At 71.5% G+C, this 24,410-nt stretch carries 23 protein-coding genes and 2 tRNA genes; 18 read left to right on the top strand and 7 right to left on the bottom strand.

What is annotated here, in order from left to right; translation table 11 throughout:
* The first annotated feature begins 69 nt into the window (after nt 1-69).
* The 3 genes from M8H82_RS29560 to M8H82_RS29570 are packed head-to-tail and all read left to right on the top strand — an operon-like array spanning nt 70 to nt 2,889.
* Nucleotides 70-1,194, top strand: a complete 1,125-nt coding sequence (locus M8H82_RS29560; protein ID WP_250078137.1) for a chorismate-binding protein — start codon at nt 70-72, stop codon at nt 1,192-1,194.
* The gene (locus tag M8H82_RS29565; protein WP_250078138.1) at nt 1,191-2,012 is read left to right on the top strand and encodes an aminodeoxychorismate lyase; all 822 of its coding nucleotides are present in this window, start codon (nt 1,191-1,193) and stop codon (nt 2,010-2,012) included. The genes M8H82_RS29560 and M8H82_RS29565 overlap by 4 nt, the downstream gene beginning before the upstream one ends.
* 52 nt (nt 2,013-2,064) lie before the next feature.
* A complete protein-coding gene (locus M8H82_RS29570) occupies nt 2,065-2,889 on the top strand; it encodes a GNAT family N-acetyltransferase (RefSeq protein ID WP_250078139.1) in 825 nt (274 codons plus the stop codon).
* Between the two features lie 36 nt (nt 2,890-2,925).
* On the opposite strand, the gene M8H82_RS29575 is transcribed toward M8H82_RS29570, so the two are convergent.
* Nucleotides 2,926-3,453, bottom strand: a complete 528-nt coding sequence (locus tag M8H82_RS29575) for a DsbA family protein (protein ID WP_250078140.1) — start codon at nt 3,451-3,453, stop codon at nt 2,926-2,928.
* A gap of 188 nt (nt 3,454-3,641) precedes the next feature.
* Here M8H82_RS29575 and M8H82_RS29580 point away from each other — a divergent pair, with 188 nt between their 5' ends.
* Together M8H82_RS29580 and M8H82_RS29585 are read left to right on the top strand one after the other, a co-directional pair.
* The gene (locus M8H82_RS29580) at nt 3,642-4,073 is read left to right on the top strand and encodes a hypothetical protein (RefSeq protein WP_250078141.1); all 432 of its coding nucleotides are present in this window, start codon (nt 3,642-3,644) and stop codon (nt 4,071-4,073) included.
* Nucleotides 4,074-4,226: 153 nt separating this feature from the next.
* A complete protein-coding gene (locus tag M8H82_RS29585) occupies nt 4,227-4,379 on the top strand; it encodes a hypothetical protein (RefSeq protein WP_176711650.1) in 153 nt (50 codons plus the stop codon).
* A 75-nt stretch (nt 4,380-4,454) separates the two neighbouring features.
* Here M8H82_RS29585 and M8H82_RS29590 read toward each other — a convergent pair whose 3' ends face one another.
* Both M8H82_RS29590 and M8H82_RS29595 read right to left on the bottom strand, forming a co-directional pair.
* On the bottom strand, nt 4,455-5,015 hold the full coding sequence (locus M8H82_RS29590) for a CGNR zinc finger domain-containing protein (protein WP_250078142.1): 561 nt from the start codon (nt 5,013-5,015) through the stop codon (nt 4,455-4,457).
* Between the two features lie 293 nt (nt 5,016-5,308).
* The gene (locus tag M8H82_RS29595) at nt 5,309-5,722 is read right to left on the bottom strand and encodes an SsgA family sporulation/cell division regulator (protein ID WP_004002642.1); all 414 of its coding nucleotides are present in this window, start codon (nt 5,720-5,722) and stop codon (nt 5,309-5,311) included.
* Between the two features lie 191 nt (nt 5,723-5,913).
* Between M8H82_RS29595 and M8H82_RS29600 the strand changes: the two genes are divergently transcribed.
* From M8H82_RS29600 to M8H82_RS29630, 7 genes are all read left to right on the top strand, one after another.
* Complete coding sequence (locus M8H82_RS29600) at nt 5,914-6,366, top strand: TIGR02611 family protein (protein WP_250078143.1); 453 nt, start codon at nt 5,914-5,916, stop codon at nt 6,364-6,366.
* An 88-nt stretch (nt 6,367-6,454) separates the two neighbouring features.
* Nucleotides 6,455-6,526, top strand: a tRNA-Val gene (locus tag M8H82_RS29605).
* A 341-nt stretch (nt 6,527-6,867) separates the two neighbouring features.
* On the top strand, nt 6,868-8,154 hold the full coding sequence (locus M8H82_RS29610; protein ID WP_250078144.1) for an ABC transporter substrate-binding protein: 1,287 nt from the start codon (nt 6,868-6,870) through the stop codon (nt 8,152-8,154).
* 14 nt (nt 8,155-8,168) lie between these two features.
* Nucleotides 8,169-9,125, top strand: a complete 957-nt coding sequence (locus M8H82_RS29615) for a carbohydrate ABC transporter permease (protein ID WP_250078145.1) — start codon at nt 8,169-8,171, stop codon at nt 9,123-9,125.
* Complete coding sequence (locus M8H82_RS29620; protein WP_250078146.1) at nt 9,122-9,997, top strand: carbohydrate ABC transporter permease; 876 nt, start codon at nt 9,122-9,124, stop codon at nt 9,995-9,997. Before M8H82_RS29615 ends, M8H82_RS29620 begins: the two co-directional genes overlap by 4 nt.
* A gap of 2 nt (nt 9,998-9,999) precedes the next feature.
* Nucleotides 10,000-10,590, top strand: a complete 591-nt coding sequence (locus M8H82_RS29625) for a hypothetical protein (protein ID WP_250078147.1) — start codon at nt 10,000-10,002, stop codon at nt 10,588-10,590.
* Between the two features lie 83 nt (nt 10,591-10,673).
* Nucleotides 10,674-13,412, top strand: coding sequence for a Tat pathway signal sequence domain protein (locus M8H82_RS29630; RefSeq protein ID WP_250078148.1), 2,739 nt, complete (start codon nt 10,674-10,676; stop codon nt 13,410-13,412).
* A gap of 61 nt (nt 13,413-13,473) precedes the next feature.
* Here M8H82_RS29630 and M8H82_RS29635 read toward each other — a convergent pair whose 3' ends face one another.
* Nucleotides 13,474-15,768 (bottom strand): SCO7613 C-terminal domain-containing membrane protein, encoded by a 2,295-nt coding sequence (locus M8H82_RS29635; RefSeq protein ID WP_250078149.1) that lies wholly within the window; start codon nt 15,766-15,768, stop codon nt 13,474-13,476.
* 84 nt (nt 15,769-15,852) lie between these two features.
* On the opposite strand from M8H82_RS29635, the gene M8H82_RS29640 reads away from it, so the two are divergent.
* Complete coding sequence (locus M8H82_RS29640) at nt 15,853-16,299, top strand: SRPBCC family protein (protein ID WP_250078150.1); 447 nt, start codon at nt 15,853-15,855, stop codon at nt 16,297-16,299.
* 39 nt (nt 16,300-16,338) lie between these two features.
* Nucleotides 16,339-16,410: transfer RNA gene (locus tag M8H82_RS29645), tRNA-Val, on the top strand.
* Between the two features lie 37 nt (nt 16,411-16,447).
* Here the strand turns inward: M8H82_RS29645 and M8H82_RS29650 are convergent.
* A complete protein-coding gene (locus M8H82_RS29650) occupies nt 16,448-17,173 on the bottom strand; it encodes a 3'-5' exonuclease (RefSeq protein ID WP_250078151.1) in 726 nt (241 codons plus the stop codon).
* A gap of 167 nt (nt 17,174-17,340) precedes the next feature.
* Here M8H82_RS29650 and M8H82_RS29655 point away from each other — a divergent pair, with 167 nt between their 5' ends.
* From M8H82_RS29655 to thrS, 3 genes are all read left to right on the top strand, one after another.
* Nucleotides 17,341-17,907, top strand: coding sequence for a DUF4365 domain-containing protein (locus tag M8H82_RS29655; protein ID WP_250078152.1), 567 nt, complete (start codon nt 17,341-17,343; stop codon nt 17,905-17,907).
* Entirely contained in the window at nt 17,904-19,124 is a 1,221-nt protein-coding gene (locus tag M8H82_RS29660) for a hypothetical protein (protein ID WP_250078153.1), read from the top strand. The genes M8H82_RS29655 and M8H82_RS29660 overlap by 4 nt, the downstream gene beginning before the upstream one ends.
* A gap of 91 nt (nt 19,125-19,215) precedes the next feature.
* Complete coding sequence (gene thrS / locus M8H82_RS29665) at nt 19,216-21,192, top strand: threonine--tRNA ligase (protein ID WP_250078154.1); 1,977 nt, start codon at nt 19,216-19,218, stop codon at nt 21,190-21,192.
* Between the two features lie 27 nt (nt 21,193-21,219).
* Here the strand turns inward: thrS and M8H82_RS29670 are convergent, their stop codons facing one another.
* Nucleotides 21,220-21,876 carry a potassium channel family protein gene (locus M8H82_RS29670; RefSeq protein ID WP_250078155.1) on the bottom strand — a complete coding sequence of 219 codons (657 nt, stop codon included), beginning with the start codon at nt 21,874-21,876 and terminating at the stop codon, nt 21,220-21,222.
* A gap of 67 nt (nt 21,877-21,943) precedes the next feature.
* Between M8H82_RS29670 and M8H82_RS29675 the strand changes: the two genes are divergently transcribed.
* The gene (locus M8H82_RS29675; RefSeq protein ID WP_250078156.1) at nt 21,944-22,504 is read left to right on the top strand and encodes an HIT domain-containing protein; all 561 of its coding nucleotides are present in this window, start codon (nt 21,944-21,946) and stop codon (nt 22,502-22,504) included.
* 42 nt (nt 22,505-22,546) lie between these two features.
* On the opposite strand, the gene M8H82_RS29680 is transcribed toward M8H82_RS29675, so the two are convergent.
* Nucleotides 22,547-24,202, bottom strand: coding sequence for a hypothetical protein (locus M8H82_RS29680; protein WP_250078157.1), 1,656 nt, complete (start codon nt 24,200-24,202; stop codon nt 22,547-22,549).
* Between the last annotated feature and the right edge of the window lie 208 nt (nt 24,203-24,410).

Here is a 24,410-nt window from a genome sequence, read left to right on the forward strand (position 1 = left end):
GACGTGGTCAGAGCCCCCGCGAGGACACGGCCGGGTCACCCCGCGGACACCCGCCATAGACTCGACAGCGTGCTCGACCTCCCTCCCCTGGCCCGTTTCGGCGACCGTCTCGCCACCGGCCTCCTCGACGTCACCAGCGATCCCGCTGCCCTGGACTCCACCGGTTTCTGGGCCGTCGCCGCGGATTTCGAGGGCCGGCTGACCTGCGCCCGCTTCCGGGACGTACGGGAGTCGCCGGTGCCCGCACCGGTGCCGGGCGCCTGGCACGGTCCCGCGGCGGACGACTGGACCTCCTCCCTGGACCGCGCCGCGTACACCGCGGGCGTGCGCCGCATCCGGGAGCACATAGCGGCCGGCGAGGTCTACCAGGCCAACCTCTGCCGGGTGCTCTCCGCGCCGGTCGCCCCCGACGCCGACGTGGACGCCCTGACCGCCCTGCTCGCCCGCGGCAACCCGGCGCCGTACGCAGGAACGATCCGGCTGCCCGAGCACGGCGTGGAGATCGCCACCGCCTCCCCGGAGCTGTTCCTGCGCCGGGACGGCCGGACCGTGGAGTCCGGGCCGATCAAGGGCACCGGCCGCACCGAGGCTGACCTGCTGGAGAAGGACTACGCCGAGAACGTGATGATCGTGGACCTGGTCCGCAACGACATCGGCCGCGTCTGCGCCACCGGCACGGTCACCGTGCCCGACCTGTGCGCCGTGGAGAAGCACCCGGGCCTCGTGCACCTCGTATCCACCGTGCGCGGCGAGCTGCGCGCCGACGCCGGCTGGCCCGAGCTGCTCGCCGCCGCCTTCCCGCCCGGCTCGGTCACCGGCGCCCCCAAGTCCAGCGCGCTGCGGATCATCGACGCCCTGGAGACGGCACCCCGGGGCCCGTACTGCGGGGGCATCGGCTGGGTCGACGCGGACCGGGGGACCGGCGAGCTCGCGGTCGGCATCCGCACGTTCTGGATCGACCGCGCGCAGGGCGCGCTGCGCTTCGGCACCGGCGCCGGCATCACCTGGGGCTCGGACCCGGAGGGGGAGTGGCGGGAGACCGAGCTGAAGGCGTCCCGGCTGCTCGCGGTAGCGTCGGGGGCGTACGAGATGCACGGCGAGGCACTCACGTACTGTGCTGACCCGGGGAGCGACCCCCGCACCCCCGGCCGGCCCGACGCGCCCGGCACACTCACGCGAGGTACTGACCAGTGAAGCTTTGGCTCGACGGCGGGCTCCAGGACACCGAGTCCGCCCGTGTCTCCGTCTTCGACCACGGGCTGACCGTGGGCGACGGAATCTTCGAGACGGTGAAGGCGACGGACGGCAGGACGTTCGCGCTCACCCGGCATCTGAACCGGCTGACCCGCTCCGCGCGCGGCCTCGGCCTGCCGGACCCCGACCACGACGAGATCCGCCGCGCCTGTACGGCCGTCCTCGAGGCGAATCCGATGTCGCTCGGCCGGCTGCGCATCACGTACACCGGCGGTCACGGCCCGCTCGGCTCCGACCGCGGCGAGCACGGCCCGACCCTGGTCGTCGCCGTCGGCGAGACCACCCGCCGCCCCGACTCCACCTCCGTGATCACGGTCCCCTGGACCCGCAACGAACGCGGCGCGCTCACCGGCCTGAAGACCACCTCGTACGCCGAGAACGTCGTCGCCCTCGCCCGCGCCCACCAACACGGCGGCAGCGAGGCGCTGTTCGCCAACACGGTCGGCCGGCTCTGCGAGGGCACCGGGTCCAACGTCTTCGTCGTGCTGGACGGCGAGATCCACACCCCGCCGGTCGCCTCCGGCTGTCTGGCGGGCATCACCCGTGAGCTGGTCGTCCAGTGGACGGGCGCCAAGGAGACGGATCTGCCGCTGGACGTCCTGGAGCGGGCCGACGAGATCTTCCTGACGTCGACGCTGCGCGACGTGCAGGCCGTGCACCGCGTCGACGCGCGCGAACTGCCCGGCGCCCCGGGGCCGGTGACCGCCAAGGCCATGCGGATCTTCGACGAGCGGTCCGGCCAGGACCAAGATCCGTGAACCCGGCGAAAAGAAGCTGACGTGGGCCTCCATCGCGGGTAGAACACCCGTGATGACCACGACCCTGCGGCCGACCGAGCCGCTCCAGCGAGACGCCGACGGGGCGCTGTCGCGCCACTTCCAGGTCTGCGTGAACAGCCGTCCCGTCGGCGCGATACATCTGGCGACCGACCCCCTCTTCGGGCCGGCCGTCGCGCGCATCAGCGACCTGCGCATCGAGGAGCCGGACCGCGGGCGCGGCCGGGGCACCGTGGCCGCGCTCGCCGCCGAGGAGGTGGCCCGCGGCTGGGGCTGCACCCGGGTCGAGATCAGGGTGCCGGGCGAGTCCGGGCCCGCACTGAGGCTCGCCACCGCGCTGGGCTACGTCCACCGCAACCGCGGCATGGAGAAGCAGCTCGGCACCACCCCGCCCGCCCTGCCCGAGGGCAGCCGGGGCCGGCCCATGACCCAGGCCGAGTACGGGCCCTGGATGGAGCACGGCAACGCGCACTACGCGCAGAGCTGGATCGACCGGGGCGTGCCCGAGGACCAGGCGTGGGCCAAGGCGCTGAGCGACATGGCCACGCTGCTCCCGCAGGGCCTGGCCACCGAGGGCGCGCTGATCAGCGTCCTGGAACATGTCGGCGAGGCCGTCGGCACGCTGTGGCTGTCGGTGGCGGGGGACAAGGCGTTCGTCTTCGACGTCGAGACCGACGCGCGTTTCCGCGGCCGGGGCCACGGCCGCACGCTGATGCTGCTGGCCGAGGGGCAGGCGGTGGCCGCCGGGAAGCGGGTCATCGGCCTGAACGTCTTCGCGGACAACACCCCGGCCGAGCGCCTGTACGCCTCCCTCGGCTATGTGCCGGTGGGTTACTCGATGTACAAGAACCTGCTCTGAGCGGCAAGGGGCCGCTTCGGGTCCGCCTGCTGCGGGTCAGTCCTGCCCGGTCCCGGCCAGCAGCCGGTCCACGATCTTCTCGATGCGCTCGCGCAGCCCCTCCTGGCTCTTGCCGCCGTCGAGCCGCTCGCCGCCGACGACGTACGTGGGCGTGCCGGTCACGCCGATCGCCTTGCCCTCGGCCTGGTCGGCGTCCACGATCAGGATGTGCCGGCCGTCGACCAGCGCGGTGTCGAACTCCTCGGCGTCCAGACCGAGTTCCCCGGCCACCTGGACCAGGAAGGGCTCTCCCGCCCGGTCCAGCTCCTCGACCCGGCTCAGCACCGCTTCCACGTACGGCCATCCCTGGCCCTGCTCCAGGGCCTCCTCGGCGGCCTGGGCGGCGGCGAAGGAGTGCTTGTGCTTCTCCAGCGGGAAGTGCCGCAGCCTGAGCTCCAGCCGGTCGCCGTAGCGGGCGCGCAGGGCCCGCAGGTCGTCGAGGGCGGTACGGCAGTCCGGGCACTGGAGTTCGCACCACACGTCGAGGACGGGTGCGGCGGGACGGACGGGGGAGGAGTCGCTCATGGGCTCAGTCTCCCAGCCCCTCGCCCCCGGTCCCAATCAGGGAGCCTCGAGCGGACCGGCACCTGCGGAGGAGCCGACCCGGAGATGTCCCTGATGTCCGGCGGGAGCATGGCCCGGCGGGGCTCCGCAGGTGCAGGATGGAGGGGACGAGGGCCCCGTGCCCGACCGAATCCTGTCTGGAGGACCGGATGATTGCCGAGACCGTCTGTTCCGCCGTGGCCGCGGCCGGCCTGGGCATCGCGGCGGTCACGGCGTACCGCAAGCGTTTCCTCTCCGCGACCCGGATCGCCGCATACTCCCTCGTCCCGCTCGGCCTGGTGATGACCGGCGTGGTCGAGTGGCTGGCGGACACCGCCCTCAGCCCGGCCGCGTGGGCGGGCTTCGGTGTGCTCGGCGTCTCCTGGGTGCTCTTCGCGAGCACCCGGGCCGTGGAGCGCCGCCGGGGCGGCGGCACCCGTAAGGAGCGCAGGCAGGCCGGGTCCGCCCAGCGCGAGGCGGTGGCCCCGGCGGCCTCGGCACCCACCCTGGGCTCCGGCTCCCGGCCTGCGGCCAAGCCCGCGGCGGCACCGCAGGAGGACTTCAGCGACATCGAGGCCATCCTGAAGAAGCACGGCATATGACGCCGCAAGGCGGCTGAAACGACACAGTGGGACGCCGTCCGCGCGTAATCGGTCACGACCCGGACCGGACATTGCGGATTAAGGCGAACTACCGCTTCTTCCGGGCGTGTTGATCGCGCCGGGAGGGTTCACTGCGTCATCATCGCCCGCGAGATGCTGGACACGACACAGAGCGAGACCGCGCCGCCGCAGGACGAGCCGCGTGGATGCCTCTTCGCCCTTTCCCAGCCACCGCTGATGATCTTCCTTGCGGTGATCGGGTGTCTGCTGCTCATGGCTGCGCTGCACGACCTGCTGCTGCTCTGAGCCGTACCCGCGGCCCCCGGCGCCACCCGCCGGGGCCCGCGTCGACGCCGGTGTCCGGCCCCTCGGCCGGGGTTCTCAGCCCGCCGCCTCCTTGCGTCGCGCCCGGTAGGCGGCGACATGCAGCCGGTTGCCGCACGTGCGGCTGTCGCAGTAGCGCCGGGAGCGATTGCGGGAGAGGTCGACGAAGGCGCGACGGCAGTCGGGGGCCTCGCAGCGCCGCAGCCGCTCCTGCTCCCCGGCGACCACGAAGATCGCCAGGGCCATGCCGCCGTCGGCCGCGAGATGGTCGGCGACCGAGGCGCCGGGTGCGAAGTAGTGCACATGCCAGTCGTAGCCGTCGTGGTCGGTGAGCCGCGGAGTGGTGCCGGCGGCGGCGACCAGTTCGTTGATCAGGACGGCCGCGCCCCGGGCGTCCGGTGCCGCGAAGATCCCGGCGAACCTGGCCCGGATCTTGCGCACCGCGGACAGGTCCAGCTCCGAGAGCACGCCGACATCGCTGATGTCGTGCCGGCGCACGAAGTCGGCGAGGGCCGCGACGTCCGGCAGCGTCTCCTGCGTCTCGTCGTCCTCCGGTGCGGTGTTCACCAGATCCACGACAGCGTCGAGGGCGCACCGGGTGTCGTGGGTGATCAGCACATTTCGCTCCCTGGCCTGAGGGACGGACGCGGGGGCGCCCGCCGATGCTGGCCGATGGTAGTAGCTTCGCCGACGGCGGGACGGCGGCGCCAGGGATGTGGTAGCCGGGGGCAACCGAATGGGGCCCCGGGCGGCGAGATCAGGCCGCGTCGGAGCCGCATCCGGGCACGCCGACGCCGCCCCGTGAGTGACTCACGGTGACGGCGTCGGCGCATACCGTATGTAGTTGTTTGTCCTGGGCCCGAGCCGTCTCCCCGAGTCGACGGCGCCGGGCGGCTTCGTGGTGCCCCGTCTCAGCTCTCCGCCAGGATGTGTGAGAGTTCCTGGTCGAGGTCGAAGTGCCGGTGCTCCGTGCCGGGGGGCACGGCGGCGTCTGTTCGCTTCAGGAAGGACTCCAGGGCCCGCGCCGGGGCCTCGAGCAGGGCTTCGCCCTCCGGGGAGCTCAGGGCGATGCACACGACGCCCTGACCGTGACTGCGCGACGGCCAGACTCGGACGTCGCCGGTTCCGGTGGGTCGGTGCAGGCCCTCGGCCAGAAGGTCGCGGGCGAACACCCACTCGACGGTTTCCTCGGCTCCGGTGTGGAAGGTGGCGTGCACGGCGTAGGGATCGGCCGTGTCGTACCGCAGGCCTGCGGGGACAGGCAGGGAGGACTCGCTCGACACAACGAGGCGCAGGTGCAGCTCGCAGCTGACCGTGGTGTTCATAAGCGCCAGGGCCTTTCGCTCAGTGTGCGCTCGGGGATTCGCACGTCGGCGAAATCGACATGCCACCTACGGTGCCGTTGTAAACCCCTCTGAGTGTTTTGCGTGCCTTTACGTAACTCTTCCGGCCGAAGTCCGGTTCGCGAGGTACGACCATTCCGGTGACTCGTTTCTCTCCGGTAGGGTTTGGCCGTATGAACACGGGGAGTAGCGAGCCTGGCGAGGTGGCCATGGCATCGAACAGGACCGACGTGGACGAGGCGCACAGCGAGCAGGGGCTCGGCTCCAGAGCGCCGGAATTCGTCAGGGCCCGCCGTCTGCTGCACCTGAGCTGGCAGGTGGGCGTCTTCATCATCGGCCTCGCGGTCGTGGGGCTCGGCATCGTGATGCTGCCGCTGCCCGGTCCCGGCTGGGTGGTGATCTTCGGCGGCATGGCGATCTGGGCGACCGAGTTCGTCTGGGCCCAGCTGGTGCTGCGCTGGACCAAGCGCAAGGTCACCGAGGCCGCCCAGCGCGCCCTGGATCCGAAGGTGCGCCGCCGCAACATCATCCTGACGACGATCGGCCTCGTGATCGTGGCCGTCCTGGGCGGGATCTACCTCTGGAAGTTCGGTCTCGCGATGCCCTGGGAGATCAAGAACCAGTGATCCGTGGAGGGGGCGCGGGGGCCGGCCGTTCCGCCTTCGTGCTGGTCACAGGCACCCCCTGACATGGGGTAATGTTCTTCCTGCGCCCGGGCGATTAGCTCAGTGGGAGAGCGCTTCGTTCACACCGAAGAGGTCACTGGTTCGAACCCAGTATCGCCCACCCGGGACGACGGCCCGTCTGCTGCACAGCAGACGGGCCGTCGGCGTTCCGGAAGGTGCGGGGCCTTTCGTCCGCGGTGACGGCTTCCGGTCGGAGGGGCCTGATGTTCGGCGCCCCGCATTTCGTTCGGTGGGCCGACCATGCAACGCCCCACCTGCGACTACCTCCCGTGGCGTGCCTCTTCCCGGCTCCGGGCGCGGCCACCTTGCCCGCCGCCTCCGCAAGAAATTCCTGTCCGAATCATTGACGCACCCCGGGGCCCTCCGTAACTTGTGCCAGCAAGCGCTTACTTGAAACGATTCATGCAGGCGGCAATGACGCTGCGGGGAGGTGGCCCAACCATGGGAACCAGCAGGAATGTTGAGAGGCGAACGATCCTGAAGGCGGCCGGTGCTTCGGCGGCCGCGCTGGGTCTGGCGGCGACGACGGGGTGCGGCGGCGACAGCGGTTCCGGCGACGGGACGGTGACGCTCCGTTACGCCTGGTGGGGTGGGGAGCCGCGCACCATCGCCATCAAGAAGTCGATCGCGCTCTTCGAGAAGAAGTACCCGAAGATCAAGATCAAGCCGGAATTCACGGACTACGCGGCGTTCTGGGAGAAGTTCCAGACGCAGGCCTCCGGCGGGAATCCGCCGGACGTTTTCCAGAATGCGGTCGGCTTTCTGCGCAAGTACGACAAGCGCGGCGTTCTGATGGATCTCAAGGCCCAGGCGGACGCCGGGAATCTGAGCCTGGAGAACTTCCGCAACGGCGTTCTGGCGAACGGTCAGGTCGACGGCAAGCAGCTCGGCATCCCCGTCGGCGCCAACACGATGGCGCTGGTCATCGACCTCAAGGCCTTCAAGAAGGCAGGCGTCGAGGCGGAGTTCGGCTGGACCTGGGACGAGTACTTCGACGCGCTCCAGACGGTCCAGGACAAGCTGAAGATCGCCGGCGACACCGGCTACTTCGGCATCATGTACCTCTACGACCTGTATCTGCGTCAGAACGGCAAGGCCTTCTTCACCGACTCCGATCTCGGCTTCACCCAGGACGATCTGACGCAGTGGTGGGAGGACGGCTACAAGCGCGTGCGGTCCGGGCTGGTCGCCGACCCGAAGAAGATCGAGCAGGCCGCCCCCAAGTCCGGTCTCTCCGCGGGACTCGCCGCGTCCGAGTTCACCTGGGACAACTTCTCCATCCGCTACGAGGGCGAGGGCGAGTCGGACTACGGGCTGGCGCCGATCCCCACCACGGACGGCAAGGACACCGGCCAGTACCTCGGTTCCCTGATGCTCAGCGCCTTCTCCGGGACCGACCACCCGAAGGAAGTCGCCCGGTTCATCGACTTCATGGTCCACGACCCCGAGGTCGGCAAGATCATGGGCTACGACCGCGGCATCCTCCCCACGACCGAGCAGTACGAGGCGTTCACGCCCACCGACGAGAACAACAAGGGCGTCAAGGCGTACGAGGAGGAGGTCGCCGCGGCGGGCGTACTCGGGAAGATCACCCCGCACCCGTCCGGCGCCGATGTCATCGAGGCGGCGTTCCTGCGGCTCGGCGGTGAGGTCGCCCAGGGCAAGACCAAGCCGGCCGACGCCGCCAAGGCGCTGTTCAGCGAGGCCAAGGCCGCGTTCGCGGGCTGAGGGGACGTACCACCATGACGCTCGTCAAGGAAGCGCCCGTGCGCCCGGCCGGGAAGCGGCCCGCCGCACCCCCCGCCGGGTGGCGCGGGCGGCGCCGCGAGAACCTCGCCGGCTATCTCTTCATGTCGCCGTGGATCGCGGGCTTCCTGCTGCTCACGGCAGGGCCGATGATCGCGTCGCTGTACTACGCGTTCACCAGCTACAACCTGTTCACGCCGCCCCAGTGGGTGGGGCTCGACAACTTCACGACGATGTTCCAGGACCCGCGCTGGCAGAAGTCGGTCGAGGTCACCCTGAAGTACGTCGTCGTCGCCACCCCGCTGAAGCTGCTGCTCGCCCTCGGCGTCGCCCTGCTGCTCGCCCAGAGCCGACGCGGACAGGGCCTGTATCGGGCCGCGTTCTACATGCCCTCGCTCATCGGCGCCAGCGTCTCCGTGGGCTTCGTGTGGCGGGCGCTGTTCTCGGACGACGCGGTCGTGGACCGCACGCAGAAGATCTTCGGGCTGGACGTGGGCGGCTGGATCGGCAACCCCGACTACGTCATCTACGCCTTGGTGGCCCTGAGCATCTGGCAGTTCGGCGCGCCGATGGTCATCTTCCTGGCGGGCCTCAAGCAGGTCCCGCGGGAGCTGTACGAGGCCGCCGAGGTGGACGGGGCCGGTCCACTGCGCCGGTTCTGGAACATCACCCTGCCGATGATCTCGCCGGTGCTGTTCTTCAACGTCCTGCTGGAGTCCATCCACGCGTTCCAGGTGTTCGGCTCCGCCTACGTCGTCTCCGACACCCGGTGCGGGCCCGCCGACGCCACCCTCGTCTACACCTGCTACCTCTACCAGAAGGGCTTCAAGGAGGCCCAGATGGGCTTCGCCTCCGCGATGGCCTGGACTCTGGTGGTCGCGGTGGCGCTGGTCACGGCGGTCCTGTTCTGGTCGCAGAAGAAGTGGGTGCACTACGAGGAGGCCGCCAAGTGACCACCGCCACCAGCCCCGCCGCGCGCACCGCCAACGAGCGGCGGCGCGCCGGATCGCTCGCCTGGCACGTGGGCGCGCTGCTCGTCCTCGCGGTCGTGCTGTATCCCGTGATCTGGGTCGTCGGTGCCTCGTTCAAGCCGAGCAAGGACATCATCGCCAGCCTCGACCTGCTGCCCACCGAGCCGGTCTGGGCGAACTTCTCCGGGCTCGCGGACGGCATCTCAGGCATCTCCATCAGCAGCTTCTTCTGGAACTCGCTGATGTACGCGGGCCTCGCCGTGGTCGGTGTCGTGGTGTCCAGCTCGCTGACCGCGTACGCCTTCGCCAAGATCGGGTTCGCCGGGCGGAACCTGCTGTTCACGCTGATGATCGGCACCCTGCTGCTGCCGTACCACGTGCTGCTCATCCCGCAGTACGTGCTCTTCCGCAACCTCGAACTCGTCGACACCCTGGTGCCGCTCGTCGCGGGCAAGTTCCTGGCCACGGAGGCGTTCTTCGTCTTCCTGATGGTGCAGTTCATGCGCGGCCTGCCGCGCGAGCTGGACGAGGCCGCCAAGCTCGACGGCTGCGGGCACCTGCGGACCTACTGGTCCATCGTGCTGCCGCTGAGCCGCCCCGCCATCATCACCAGCGCCATCTTCACCTTCATCAACGCCTGGAACGACTTCATGGGGCCGCTGATCTACCTCAACACCCCTGAGAAGTACACCGTCTCGCTCGGCCTGATGATGTTCCGCGACCAGGAGGGCATCTCCAACTACGGCAGCATGATCGCGATGTCGCTGGTGGCGCTGGTGCCGGTCATCGCCTTCTTCATGGCCTTCCAGCGGTATCTGATCGACGGCATGGCGACGTCCGGACTGAAGGGGTGACCATGGCCCGGGCCCGCACGAAGGCGCGCAGGGAGTCCCTGTTCGGCGAGCGCTTCGCGCTCTTCGCCGAGACGCTGCTCACCGGCGTGTGGATCGCCGTGGCCTGCCTCGGGGTGGTCACCTACCCCGCGGCCTTCGCCGCCGGTGCCCGGCATCTGCGGCGTCGTGCCCGCCACGAGGCCGGCGGCCTAAGGGAGTTCGCCGCGGACTTCCGGGCGGCCCTGCGCGCGGGGTGGGCCGTCGGGCTGGCCGGCTGGGCGGTGGCCGCCGCGGTCTGGGTGGACGTCCAGGCCGCGCGGGCGGGGCTTCCCGGCGGACCCCTCGTCGGGGCCGTCGGACTGTTCGCGCTGATCGGTCTCGCCGTGGCCCTGCTGCGGGCGACGGCCGTCTGGGCCCCCGGCCTCACCTGGCGGGCGCTGCTCGCGGACGCCGGACGCCGCACCGTGCTCGACCCCGCCGGATCCTTTCTGATCATCGCCGGGCTCGCCGTGGTGGCCCTGTCCGCCGCGTTCGTCGCACCGCTCGCGGTCCCCGTCGTCGGGGCCGTCGCGGCGGCGGCCGTCGCCGTGGAGCAGCGGTACCGACACCGCTGACCCCGCACAGGTCGGTGCCCCCTGGGCGCCGTACCTCCATCTGTCATGCCCCTGCCCATCCCACCCGCACGGAAGGAACGGTCATGTCTCCCATCCCTCGCAGGTCCCTCCTCAAAGCGGCCGCCGCCGCCGGCGCCGCCGCGCAGTTCAGCTGGGCACTCGGGGCCAAGGACGCGCAGGCCGCGCCCCGAGCCGCGGCCGGTGACGACGACCCCGTGACCCTGGACTGGCTGGAGGACGGCGGCCTCGGCGCCGCCCCCGGCTCGACCCTCGGCGTGCCCTGGCCGAAGGGCGCCTTCCAGGAGGACCAGACCTTCGCGCTGACGGACGCGGACGGCAAGGCCGTGCCCGTACAGACCTGGCCGCTCGCCCACTGGCCCGACGGCTCCCTCAAGTGGACCGCCCACGCGGTGAGTTCGGGCGGCACGGGCAAGCTCACCCTCGCCGCAGGCGAGCCCGCAGCCCCCGCGAAGAAGGTCACCGTCGACAAGAGCGGCGGCACCATCGACATATCGACCGGTGTCATCACCGCGAGGATCGGCACGTCCGGCACCACGCTGATCAAGTCCGTCACCCGCGGCTCCACCGAGATCGCCAGGAACGGCAGACTCGTCCTCATCCGCCAGCCCGAGATCGAGGACGAGGACCAGGGCCAGGTGAGGACCGAGCGCTTCGACGGCGCCATCGCCGAGGTCGAGGTCGAACAGGAGGGACCGGTTCGGGCGGTCGTCCGCATCGACGGCAAGCACCGCAAGGGCAGCCGCAGTTGGCTGCCCTTCTCGATCCGGCTGTACTTCTACGCGGGCGCCGACTCCTTCCGCATGGTGCACACCCTCACCTTCGACGGCACCCAGGAGCCCGGAAAGGCGAGCGGCGACTTCATCCGCGGCCTCGGCGTGCGCTTCACCGTCCCCCTGCGCGACCCGTCCTACGACCGGCACATCCGCATCGGCGGCGAGGGCACCGGCATGCTCCGCGAGGCCGTCAAGGGCATCACCGGACTGCGCCGCGACCCCGGGGCTGCCGTCCAGGCGGCCCAGTTCGAGGGCCGGAAGCTGCCCGACCCGGCCACCTGGGACCAGCGCGTCACCACCCGCCTGCAGTACATCCCCGAGTGGGGCGACTACACCCTCTCCCAGCTCTCCGCCGACGGCTTCACCGTGCGCAAGCGGACCAAGAAGGGCCACGGCTGGATCGGCGCCGGCGGCGGGCGCCGCGCGAACGGCTTCGGCTACGTCGGCGGCGTCAGCGGCGGATTCTCCTTCGGTCTGCGGGACTTCTGGGAGAAGTTCCCCGCCCAGCTCGACATCCGCGACGCCCACACCGACGAGGCGGAGGTCACCCTCTGGCTCTGGTCGCCCGAGGCCCAGCCGATGGACCTGCGCTTCTACCACGACGGCATGGGCCAGGACACCTTCCCCGAACAGCTCGAAGGCCTCAACATCACCTACGAGGACTACGAACCCGGCTTCGGCACCCCCTACGGCATCGCCCGCACCTCCGAACTCCTCTTCTGGGCCAATGAGTCGACGCCGTCGGCGGACGAGCTGGCCCGGCAGACCGAGGCGGTACGGGTGCTGCCGCAGCTCGCCGCGCCGCCCCGGCAGCTCATCAAGGCCGGCGTCTTCGGCCCCGGCCTGTACTCCGAGCCCGACCGCTCCACCCCCGCCAAGGCCAGGATCGAGGACCACCTCGACTTCCTCTTCACCTACTACCGGGACCAGGTGGAGATGCGGCGGTGGTACGGCTTCTGGGACTACGGCGACATCATGCACACCTACGACACCGTCCGGCACCAGTGGCGGTACGACATCGGCGGCTACGCCTGGGACAACTCCGAGCTGTCGCCGGACCTGTGGCTCTGGTTCGCCTACCTGCGCTCCGGCCGCGCCGACATCTTCCGCTTCGCCGAGGCGATGACCCGGCACACCGGCGAGGTCGACGTCTACCACCTGGGCCAGTGGGCGGGGCTCGGCACCCGGCACGGCGTCCAGCACTACGCCGACAGCGCCAAGCAGCAGCGCATCGCCAACACCACGTACCGCCGCTACTACTACTTCCTCACCGGCGACGAGCGCGTCGGAGACCTCATGCACGCCAACGTCGACTCCGACGAGACGTTCCTCGTCCTCGACCCGATCCGCAAGATCCGCACCGAGCCGTACACGCCCGACCGGCACGCGCTGTCGATCGGCTTCGGCACGGACTGGAGCGGACTGGTCTCCGCCTGGCTGACCGAGTGGGAGCGCAAGGGGCCCAAGTGGGAGAAGGCCAGGGCGCGGGTGCTGTCGACCATGGAGACCATCGCCGCGCAGCCCAACGGCTTCGTGCAGGGCACCGGGCTCTACGACCTGGACACCGGCCGCTTCGCCGTCGCCGAGAAGCCGGTGGTGGGGGTGTCGCATCTGTCCGCCGTGTTCGGGCTCAACGAGCTGTGCGCCGAGCTCATCGACCTCGTCGACATGCCCGAGTTCAACGAGGCGTACTTCGACTACTGCCGCTACTTCAACGCCACCAAGGCCGAGCAGGCGGCGCGCTACGGCTCCAACTTCGGGAACCTGCTGCTCTTCCAGGGGCACTCGCGGCTCGATGCCTACGCGGCCGTCAAAACCGGGGACGAGAAGCTGGCCAAGCGGGCGTGGGAGAAGTTCTACAACTCCGACGGGTACAAGGAGTCGGCGCCCTGGAAGACCGTGGAACTGAGCGGGCCGATGGCGTTGGTGCCGGGCAGCGAGGCCGCCTGGGTGTCCACGAACGACACCGCCCTGTACGGGCTCGCCGCCATCGAGAACCTGGCGCTCCTCGGGCACAGGATGCCGTGACGGCGGCGGGGAACCACGGGCCGGTGGGGGCCGGACGCGCGGTTCCCCGCACCCGTGCGGGTCAGGTCATCCTCCCCAGGATCCCCTGCACCCGCCGGACGTCCCTGATGCGTTGCTCGTACGTCGCACCCAGGGCGAGCAGCAGGAGGCCGGCGAGGGCCGGGGCGGCCCAGCGGGGGAGGGCGCCCGCCACCTGGATCAGGTAGGGGGCCAGCTCGTGGAGGGCGTCCAGGAGCAGGGTCGCGCCGCCCAGCAGGAGCGGTGCCTGCAGCTGGTGGCCGCCGCCCAGCAGGGTGAGCGACAGGGCCGCCAGGCCCAGCAGGAGGGGGCGCGTCCAGTGCGGGTCGGCCCAGGCCGCGACCAGGCTCGGCAGCAGGGTCGCGGCCAGGCCCGGGCCGTACGCCGTCCAGGACGAGGTCCCCGGCTCGCGGCGCCTGCGCAGGGCGCCCACGAGCAGGGCCGGGATCGTCACCGGGAGCGTGTAGGCCTCCGGGGCGTCGACCTCCCAGGCCGCCAGGCGGACCCAGGCGGCCAGCACGAAGAGGGCGGCGGACGCGTAGCCGACTCGGCGGCGGTCCGGGCGGAGCGCCGTGGCCGCGGTGATCACTGCGCACAGGGCGAGGACCAGGGCGAGCGACGGCGGGTCGGCGATCGTCAGCGCGATGGCGAGCAGGCCCGCGGCGGCACCCGTCACCTCGACGGGGAGTGCCGCCTCGGCGGCGCGGGAGGCGAGCAGGGCGGCGGCCACCGGGACTGTCAGGACCAGCAGCGCGGTGTGCTGCGGGGCCCAGCCGGCGGCGGCGCCGATCGCGCAGGCCAGCGCGGTGGCCCAGGCGAGGGCCGCCGGTGCCGCGACGAGAGCGCGGCGCCGGGAGGCCGCCGCGAAGAGAAGCGTCAGTGCGGTGAGGACGGTCAGGGTCGCGGACTGCGCGGCCAGGGCCAGGGAGGCCGCGTGCAGGGAGGCGGCCACGGCGAGGCACGTGGCCGTCGGCGCTGCCGGGACCAGGGCGAGGGCCACCACTGTGAGTGCCGCCAACAGGCCTGCCTCGTAGGGCAGTTGCAGCACCGGCGGCAGCACGAGCGCCGTGGCCCCGCCCAGCACCAGCGCCGCCGTCCTCGCCCCGGGGCGGGCCGAGAGCGCCAGTACCGCGGCGACGGCGGCCAGGACCAGCGGAGCCGTCTCCGACTGCGCGGGCCACGGCACCTGGGCCGTCACCGCGGCCCGGATGTCCGACGGCGCCCCGGACCAGGGGCGGTCGATCCAGGCGAGCGGGCCGAGCAGGGTGACGGCGACGAGCGGTGCCGCCCACAGGACGGCGAGCGCCTGGACCGCCGCGGACGCCTGGCCGAGGCCCCGGCGCACCGGCTCGGGCAGCCGCTGCACGCGTACCGCCGCCAACAGGGCCACGCCGCACGCCAGATGCACCGGAACTGTCCACACCTCCGGCAGCACCGCGCGCGGGATGCCGCCCAGAGCCGCGACCAGGAGGAGACCGCCGAGGGGCGCGGCCACCGCGGCCGTGCGCCGGGCCGCCGTCAGGGCGATCAGCGCCGCGAGGAGGAGGAGCGCCGCCGCACGGGCGGCGGCGCTCGGACCGGTGGCCGTCCAGGACAGACCCCCGGCCGTCAGCACGCCCCCGGCGCCCAGCCCGTACGCGCCCACCGCGGCGACGATCCGTACGGAACGGGCGGGCACCCGGAGCGCCACAGCCGTGTCGAAGCCGGCGGTGACCAGCAGCGCCGCGGCCAGCCCGTAGGGCCCGCCGTCCGCCGCCGGCACCCACCACAGCAACGGCAGTTGGGCCGCGGCCAGCGCGGCGGGCAGCGGCAGCCGCAACTGCGCCGTCCGCGGCAGCAGACCGTACGCCGTCCAGAGCACCGCGAGCACCGCCGCCGCGACCGCCGTGTAGCCGACCCCGTCCACCTCGCCCAGCGCGACCTCGTGCAGCGCGTAGGCGTCCAGCACCGTCAGCGCCAGACCGAGCCCCGCCACCGCCTCCGCCGTCGAGCGCAGCCCGCGGGCCAGCAGCGGCAGCGGGGCCGCGAGCGCCGCCACGGTGATCGCGCCGAGCACCGCGGAGCGGCCGGCGATGCCCAGGTGCCCCCAGCCGACCAGCGTGAACGCCATCGCGGCGATGGTGAGCAGGGTGCCGCCGAGCAGCAGGAGCACGTTCTGCACCCGCGGCGGCGATGCCTCGGGGCGCGGCGGTGCGAAGGCCGGCGCCGGGCGGGCCGCCTCCAGGGTGGCGACCAGCCAGCCGCGGCGGGCCAGCAACTGGGAACGCCGTGCGTCCAGTTGCCGCAGCTCGGCGTCGAGGAACCGCAGCTCCTCGGCGGGGGACGGGATGTGCGTCATGGTGTGGAGTGTGGTCCCCGTCACGCCGTACGACATGAGTGCGCGTACTCAGAACCTACTCAGTTCCGGTGCCACACTCGGCCCATGGACTGGTCCCATTACCGATTCCGCAGCCTGTGGCCCCTGTCCGCGCCGCCCGCCGCCGTCTACGACGCCCTGGAGCGCGCCGACGACTACCCCCGCTGGTGGCCCCAGGTGCGCGAGGTGACCCGGCTCGACGACACCAGCGGCGTGGTCCGCATCCGCTCGGTGCTGCCGTACGACCTGACCTTCACCGCGCGGGAGGCGCGGCGCGATCCGGCGGCCGGGGTGCTGGAGATCGCCCTCTCCGGTGACCTGGAGGGCTGGGCGTGCTGGACCGTCACCCCGGACGGCACCGGCAGCCTGGCCCGCTACGAGCAGGTCGTCGACGTGCGCAAGCCGCTGATGCGCGCACTGGCCGTGCCCGGACGGCCCGTCTTCCGCGCCAACCACTGGCTGATGATGCGGGCCGGGCGGCGGGGCCTGGCCGCGCACTTGGAAGCGGTTTGAAGGAAACCCGCGAAGGCCTGTATGGTTCAGTGCGTTCCCGGGCGATTAGCTCAGTGGGAGAGCGCTTCGTTCACACCGAAGAGGTCACTGGTTCGAACCCAGTATCGCCCACCGGGAAAGAAGGCCGGTCCGTACGGACCGGCCTTTCTCATGCCGCCGCCGGAAGATCCGGACGCAGTGGCCAGGCCGGGTCCACCGCTTCTTCCGTGCCGCTGCGCGCGAACCACGCCTGGAGTCCCCGCGCCTGCGCCGCGTGCCACACCGCCTGCGACATGTGCAGTTGGGCGGGCGAGAACGGCTCGAGCCGCGCCGCGAAACGGCGCCCCACCGCCCGTACGACCTCCAGCGCGGCCAGCGCGTCCGCGCCCGCGTCATGCGCGCCGTCCAGGGCGACCCCGTAGTGCGCGCACAGGTCGGTGAGCGTGCGCCGGCCCTTGCGGTAGCGGTCCAGATGCTTGTCCAGGACCCTCGGATCGAGCACCAGCAGCGGGGCCCTCTCGAACCAGTGGTCCAGGGACGACGCCCGATGGCGGCGCAGCTCACGATCGAGGATCGTCAGATCGAACGGCGCGTTCATCACCACCAGCGGGCGGCCCGCGAGGGCCTGTTCCGCCAGTCTCTCGGCTATCTCGTGCATCACCGGCGCGGGCCAGCGGCCGTTGCGCTGCAGATGCTCCTCCGTCAGCCCGTGCACCGCCGTCGCCGCCTCCGGCACCGGCACACCCGGGTTCACCAGCCACCGGGTCACCCGCGGCCGGGCGCCCGGGGTGTCCTGGACCACGATCGCCGCCGACACGATCCGGTCGGTTTCGACGTGTACGCCTGTCGTCTCCGTGTCGAATGCCGCCAGCGGGCCCTCATACCAGCTCGCCATATCCACAACTCCTCGCCAGCCCACGGCAGATGACGTCCCGTCCTCTGCCCGTTTCGGTGATACCCGGGCTGTTTGCGCCGTACGCCGGAAGGACACAACAGGAGTGCGGGTCCTTGCAGTTCAGCGGCCCGCCACGGGGATTCACCTGGCGTGGAAGGCTGTTCGTCATGGCGATAGCGCAGCCCGAGCGGGGCGGGCTGCTGCCCGAGCGCACGGGCCCTCATCGCGGCACACTCGCCACCACCGCCTGCATGGAGACGTTGCAGGTGGGCTATCTGCACGCGGTCGCGGCGGCCGCGGGGTGCTCGCTGTCGCAGCCGTTCCCGGACAACGGCATCGACTGGCACGTCAGCCACAGCGCACCCGGGCACACGGTCGACGACGAGGTCACCATCAAGGTGCAGCTGAAGGCCACCTACCAGATCCCGCCCGGCCCTCCGGGCCGCACCTTCTCCTTCACGCTGGACAACGACCACCTGCGCAAGCTCGCCCGCACCCCGGTCTCCGTGCACAAGATCCTTGTCGTGATGCTCGTCCCGCGCTCCCAGGACGACTGGCTGCGCGCCAGCCACGACCGGCTCGACCTCAGGCACTGCTGCTACTGGGTCAACCTCGCCGGGCAGCCGGTCACCGGCCGCACCCGGACCACCGTGCGGATCCCGACCCCACGCATCTTCGACGACCGTGCGCTGTGCGAGATCATGACGCGGGTCGGGACGGGAGGCAGACCATGACGCACCGCCCCACCGAGGAACCCCTGCGACCGGTCCGGCCGCACCCGGCCGGCCCTGTCGGCCGGCACCAACCCCCCGAGCCCGGCCAGGTCGACCCCGCCGTCCTCAGCGCCCTGCTGCGCCGGCACGGCTGGCAGCGCCGCGGCGGCGCCCCCGGACGCTACGGCCGCTGGACCCCGCCCGGACCGGGCGGCGCCGGGACCAGCCTGCTCGTCCCCGAGTCCCGCGCCTTCCCCGACAGCGACGACCTGCTCGGCGAGGCGCTCGTCGCCCTCGCCCGCAGTGGCACCCCCTCCGCCCACGAGGTGCTGGTCTGCCTCGCCGTGCCCAGCGACGAGATCCGCTGGTGGCGGGACGTCCCCACGGGCCCCGCCGGCACCACGCCCTGGACCGTCGAGGAGCAGTTGCGCACCGCCGCCCGGCAGACGCTCCTCGCCGCCGCCCTCGCCACCCGCGCGCGTGCCGGCTACCACGGCGCCCGGCATCGCCGCCCGGCCGCCGCGATGCTGGAGAACGTCCTGGTCGGTTCCCCGGCCGGCGGCCGGAGCCTGACCGCCTTCGTGCCCGTCGGCACCGGCCGCCCGCTCGCCGTGCGCCTGCACCAGGCGCTGTACGCCGCCCGCGAGGCCATCGACTACCGGCGGGCCACCGGCGGCATGGACGCCTTCGACGGCGCCGTCGAGGCCGGCGTCAGCCGCGAGCTCACCGAGGCCCTGATCGCCCTCGTCCGCGGCACCGAGGGCGCGCGCGTCGCCGTCGACTGGGCGCCCGCCGCCGGGGTCCCCGACGGCTGCGCGGCCGGTGCCGAGGCCGTCGAGTTCTCCCCGGGCGACCTGCCGGTGCTGCGCGAGGCCGGGGCCCGCTATCTGCGCGCGGAGCCGTCCGTGGCGGTGCGCGTCACCGGCGCCGTGGTCCGGATGCGCCGGTCGGGGCCGCGCGGCGAGGGGGCGGTACGGCTGCGCGTGCTGGCCGGGGCGGAGATCCCGCACGTTCGGCTGACCCTGGACGAGGAGTCCTACCGGATCGCCGGCCACGCCCACCTCGTCGGGCTGCCGGTGCGGGTGCACGGGCGGCTGGAGAGCCGGGGCGGCTTCCGCAAGCTCACCGGCGTCTCCAGCGTCGTACCCGTGCAGGTCGACGAGGCGGAGCGGGACCGGCTGATGAAGTCGCTCCAGGAGAATCTCGACTTCTTCGAGGAAGCCTGCGGAGGGGATTGATTTCGCCCTGGGCGGGTGCGGGTCGGTACGATCCCGTCATGCGTGCGCTCCCGGTATGGCGCCGCAGCCCCCCTTCAGTCAGGAGAGACCGGTGTCAGACGTCCGTGTGATCATCCAACGCGATTCCGAGCGGGAAGAGCGCGTGGTGACGACGGGCACTACGGCCGCCGAGCTCTTCGCAGGCGAGCGCTCGATCATCGCCGCGCGGGTGGGCGGCGAGCTCAGGGACCTGTCGTACGCCCTGGCCGACGGCGAGGAGGTCGAGGGCGTCGAGATCTCCTCCGAGGACGGCCTGAACATCCTGCGCCACTCCACCGCGCACGTCCTGGCGCAGGCCGTGCAGGAGCTGTTCCCCGAGGCCAAGCTCGGCATCGGACCGCCGGTCAAGGACGGCTTCTACTACGACTTCGACGTCGAGAAGCCGTTCACGCCCGAGGATCTCAAGGCCATCGAGAAGAAGATGCAGGAGATCCAGAAGCGCGGGCAGAAGTTCGCCCGCCGCGTGGTGACCGACGAGGCCGCCCGTGAGGAGCTCGCGAACGAGCCCTACAAGCTGGAGCTGATCGGCCTCAAGGGCGCCGCCTCCTCCGACGACGGCGCGGACGTCGAGGTCGGCGCCGGCGAGCTGACGATCTACGACAACCTGGACGCCAAGACCGGCGAGCTGTGCTGGAAGGACCTGTGCCGCGGTCCGCACCTGCCCTCGACCCGCCTGATCCCGGCGTTCAAGCTGATGCGCAACGCCGCCGCCTACTGGCGCGGCAGCGAGAAGAACCCGATGCTCCAGCGCATCTACGGCACCGCCTGGCCGTCCAAGGACGAGCTCAAGGGCTACCTGGACTTCCTCGCCGAGGCCGAGAAGCGCGACCACCGCAAGCTGGGCAGCGAGCTGGACCTGTTCTCCATCCCGGAGCAGATCGGTTCCGGCCTCGCCGTCTTCCACCCCAAGGGCGGCATCGTCCGCCGCGTGATGGAGGACTACTCGCGCCGCCGGCACGAGGAAGAGGGCTACGAGTTCGTCTACACCCCGCACGCCACCAAGGGGAAGCTCTTCGAGACGTCCGGGCACCTGGACTGGTACGCCGACGGCATGTACCCGCCCATGCAGCTCGACGAGGGCGTGGACTACTACCTCAAGCCCATGAACTGCCCCATGCACAACCTGATCTTCGACGCGCGCGGCCGCTCGTACCGTGAACTGCCGCTGCGCCTCTTCGAGTTCGGGACGGTGTACCGGTACGAGAAGTCGGGCGTCGTGCACGGCCTCACCCGGGCGCGTGGCTTCACGCAGGACGACGCGCACATCTACTGCACCCGCGAGCAGATGTCGGAGGAGCTCGACAAGACGCTCACCTTCGTGCTCGGGCTGCTGCGGGACTACGGTCTGACCGACTTCTACCTGGAGCTGTCGACCAAGGACCCGGAGAAGTTCGTCGGCTCCGACGAGGTGTGGGAGGAGGCGACCGAGACGCTGCGCGAGGTCGCCGAGAAGCAGGGCCTGCCGCTGGTCCCGGACCCGGGCGGCGCCGCCTTCTACGGCCCGAAGATCTCCGTCCAGACCAAGGACGCCATCGGCCGTACCTGGCAGATGTCGACGATCCAGCTCGACTTCAACCTGCCCGAGCGCTTCGACCTGGAGTACACCGGCCCCGACGGCTCCAAGCAGCGCCCGGTCATGATCCACCGCGCGCTGTTCGGCTCCATCGAGCGGTTCTTCGCGGTGCTGCTGGAGCACTACGCGGGTGCCTTCCCGGCGTGGCTGGCGCCGGTGCAGGCGATCGGCATCCCGGTGGGCGACGCGCACGTCGAGTACCTGGAGAAGTTCGCCGCGGAGGCGAAGCGCAAGGGGCTGCGGGTCGAGGTGGACTCCTCGTCCGACCGCATGCAGAAGAAGATCAGGACGGCGCAGAAGCAGAAGGTGCCGTTCATGATCATCGTGGGTGACGACGACATGAACGGCGGCACGGTGTCGTTCCGCTACCGCGACGGCTCGCAGGAGAACGGCATCCCGTTCGAGGAGGCCCTCGCGAAGATCGCGAAGGTCGTCGAGGAGCGGACGCAGGTCTGATCCGGTGCTCGAAGGCCCCCGGGGAGTTCAGCTCCCCGGGGGCCTTTCGTCGTCCTCCCGGGAGAACACCTGGATCAGCCAGGACGAGAACGAGCCGGTGACCGCGCCGAGCAGGGCCAGGCCGCCGGCCATCATGCCGACGGCGATCAGCCGGCCCCAGAAGGTGACGGGCACGACGTCGCCGTAGCCGACCGTGGTGAGCGTGGCGCAGGTCCACCAGACGGCGTCCCCGAAGGTGTGCATGGACGTGCCCGGCGCCCCGCGCTCCCGCTGGTACACCGCCAGGGCGCCCGCGAAGCCGAGCAGCACGGCGGACACCCCGGCATAGGTGATCACGCGCGCGTACAGCGAGAGCCGGGGCTGTCCGTGGCGGCGCTGGACCGCCTCGTACAGCCGAACGATCCGCAGCGGACGCAGCAGCGGCAGCAGCACCACCAGCGCGTCCAGCCAGTTCGCCCGTACGAAGCGCAGCCCCTGCCCGCCGAGGCGCCAGCGGACCGCGTAGTCCACGACGAACAGCGTCCAGGCGCCCAGCATCACCGCCAGGGTCAGATCCTGTCCGACCCCGGAGAGACCGGTGGCCAGGACGCGGACCGCGTAGGCGATGAGGAAGGCGACGGACGCCAGTGCGAGCGGCACCTCGGTGAGCTGCTCCCAGCGGCCCCGGCGGTCGTCTTCGTACACGGGCCCAGCTTCGCCCGGGCCGCCCTTCCGCGCGCCCCGGCGACACGGCTCGAACGGGCGACGCCATATGCTGCATGGCATGACGAGTGAGCCGGAGCAGCAGTGGGGAGTGGGGACGCAGGACGCGTTCCAGCGTCTGTGGACACCCCATCGGATGGCCTACATCCAGGGCGAGAACAAGCCGACCGGCCCCGGGGCCGACGACGGATGTCCCTTCTGCTCGATTCCGGCCAAATCCGACGAGGACGGCCTCGTCGTCCGGCGCGGTGAGCAGGTCTACGCGGTGCTGAACCTGTACCCGTACAACGGCGGCCACCTGATGGTCGTGCCCTACCGCCATGTCGCGGACTACACCGATCTCACCGAGCCGGAGACCGTCGAGCTGGCGGCTCTGACCAAGCAGGCGATGACGGCTCTGCGCACCGCGTCCGGGGCGCACGGCTTCAACATCGGCATGAACCAGGGCACGGTCGCCGGCGCCGGGATCGCGGCCCATCTCCACCAGCACATCGTGCCGCGCTGGGGAGGCGACACGAACTTCATGCCGGTGGTGGGGCACACCAAGGTGCTGCCGCAGCTGCTGGCGGACACCCGGAAGATGCTGGCGGAGGCCTGGCCGGCCGTATGACGCGAGGACGGGCGCCGTCCGGGGGACCGGCGCCCGCTGCCGTCACGCGTCGTACACGTCCGCCTTCCGGGGCGCGGGGTCCTGCACGGCCGTACTGAGGAACGCGGAGCGTGCGCCGAACTTCTCGGTGTTCACGCCGTTCTCCTCCAGCACCTTGATCGCCGCCGCGTGCACCACGCGCAGCACCGGAGTGGCCGCCCGCAGGGCGTCGTCGGCCATGAAGCGGTGCCGCCACGGCTTGTCGGCCCAGGCGTGCCGCAGGCCGAACGGCTCGGGCAGGACCAGGCTGCCGCCGAGCCAGTTCAGCAGCGGCGGGTACCAGCCGAGCGGGGCCCGGGCGGCGAGGCGTACCACCTCGTCGGCGTTGACCAGCGGCAGCTTGATCGTCCGGGTCTCCCAGGGCTTGAGGGACTTGCTGACCTCCCTGGTGGGGGCCTCGGACTTCGAGGTGAACAAGGGGTGCACCGGGCCGAGCGCGTGGCCGGTGACCTCGATGCGCAGCGTCTCGTGCAGCACGGTGACCGTGATCAGCATGGTGATCACCAGCTGCCCGTCCCACAGCGTCCACTGCACGCCCAGGTAGTGCCGGTCGCCCGCGCCGAACTGCTGCTTGTTGCAGATCTCCTGTATCGCGTGCTGCTTGACCTGGTAGGCCTCGACGTCGGTGCCGCCGGGCCGGGCCACCGCCTTGGCGTTCTCGCCGATCGGCGTGACGACCCAGTGCCGTATGGACGGGGTCGGGAAGCCGCCGGTGTTCAGCGGGCCGCGCGCCAGCATCTTCAGCTGGTCGTGGATGGACCGTATGACGTCCCAGCTGCGGAAGGGGTGGATCTCGCGGGTGGGGTCGGCGGCGACGAGATCCTCGGCGAGCTGCCAGCTGCCCCAGCGGGTGCCCATGCCGAGGATGCCCTTGGGGCCGGCGTAGAAGACGGAGTTGGAGCGCTGCTCGGCGCTGAGCTTGGCCAGGGACTGGCGGAGCTGCTCGGCCGCGTTCTCGCCGGGGCTGCTCGGGACGGCCTCGGGGACCTTGGCGCCGACACTGCTGCCGGCCAGCAGGCCGTCCCAGCGCTCGCGCAGGTCCGCGGCCGTGCGCTCGCAGATCTGCTTGGCCAGGTACCAGCCGACGACGGGCAGGACGAGCGACGCGCGCGCGTACCAGCCCCAGAAGCCGGTGAACGGCATCTTGACCAGGAAGAGCACGGCGAGGGCGCCGACGGCGACGAGCAGCACGGTGGCGAGGGCGCCGACCCGCCGGTCCTCGCGCCTGGCCATGCTGGTGCGCAGCTGGAAGACGAGCAGCCAGGCGAGCAGTCCGGGCAGGAACAGGACGCCGCACAGGACCATCACGACGGTCAGGCGGTTGTCGCGCTCCTTGCGGATGTTGTTGGCCGCCAGGCAGTGCTCGACGACGACCTGCGGCTCGGCGCCGAAGGACTGGATGAGGGGTTTGCGGCCGGGGCCGATCATGCGGTCGACGACCGCGCGGGAGAAGGCCTCGCCGAGATTCGGCCGGAACAGCTTGATCCTGCCCGCCTTCACGGCCGACTGGTGCCATTCGCTGTTGGCGTCCAGGATCTGCTCGACGCCGGTGTCGCGGTAGGCCGCCGAGGCCAGCGCGAACGTCGCCGTCTGCCCCTCGTCGCCCGTGCGCGGCACCTGGGGACCGAAGATGTCCCCGTAACCGCTGTCAACGGTCATTCCCGCCCCCGATCGCCGCCCACTGTCGTTGTGCGGCTTTCCCGACTTCCTTGCCCGGCACACCTGTTGATCAGGTCATCAGGGTATCCGCAGCCACCGACAGTTCGTCGGCGGACGGCCGAAGCCGCCCGCCGACGCGGAGGGGAGCGTTCCACAAAGACCTTCCGGATGGGGCCCGTTGACCCCACCCGGCTTGTGCCCGGGACCG

This window comes from Streptomyces sp. YS415, assembly GCF_023544665.1.
Classification (GTDB): Bacteria; Actinomycetota; Actinomycetes; order Streptomycetales; family Streptomycetaceae; genus Streptomyces.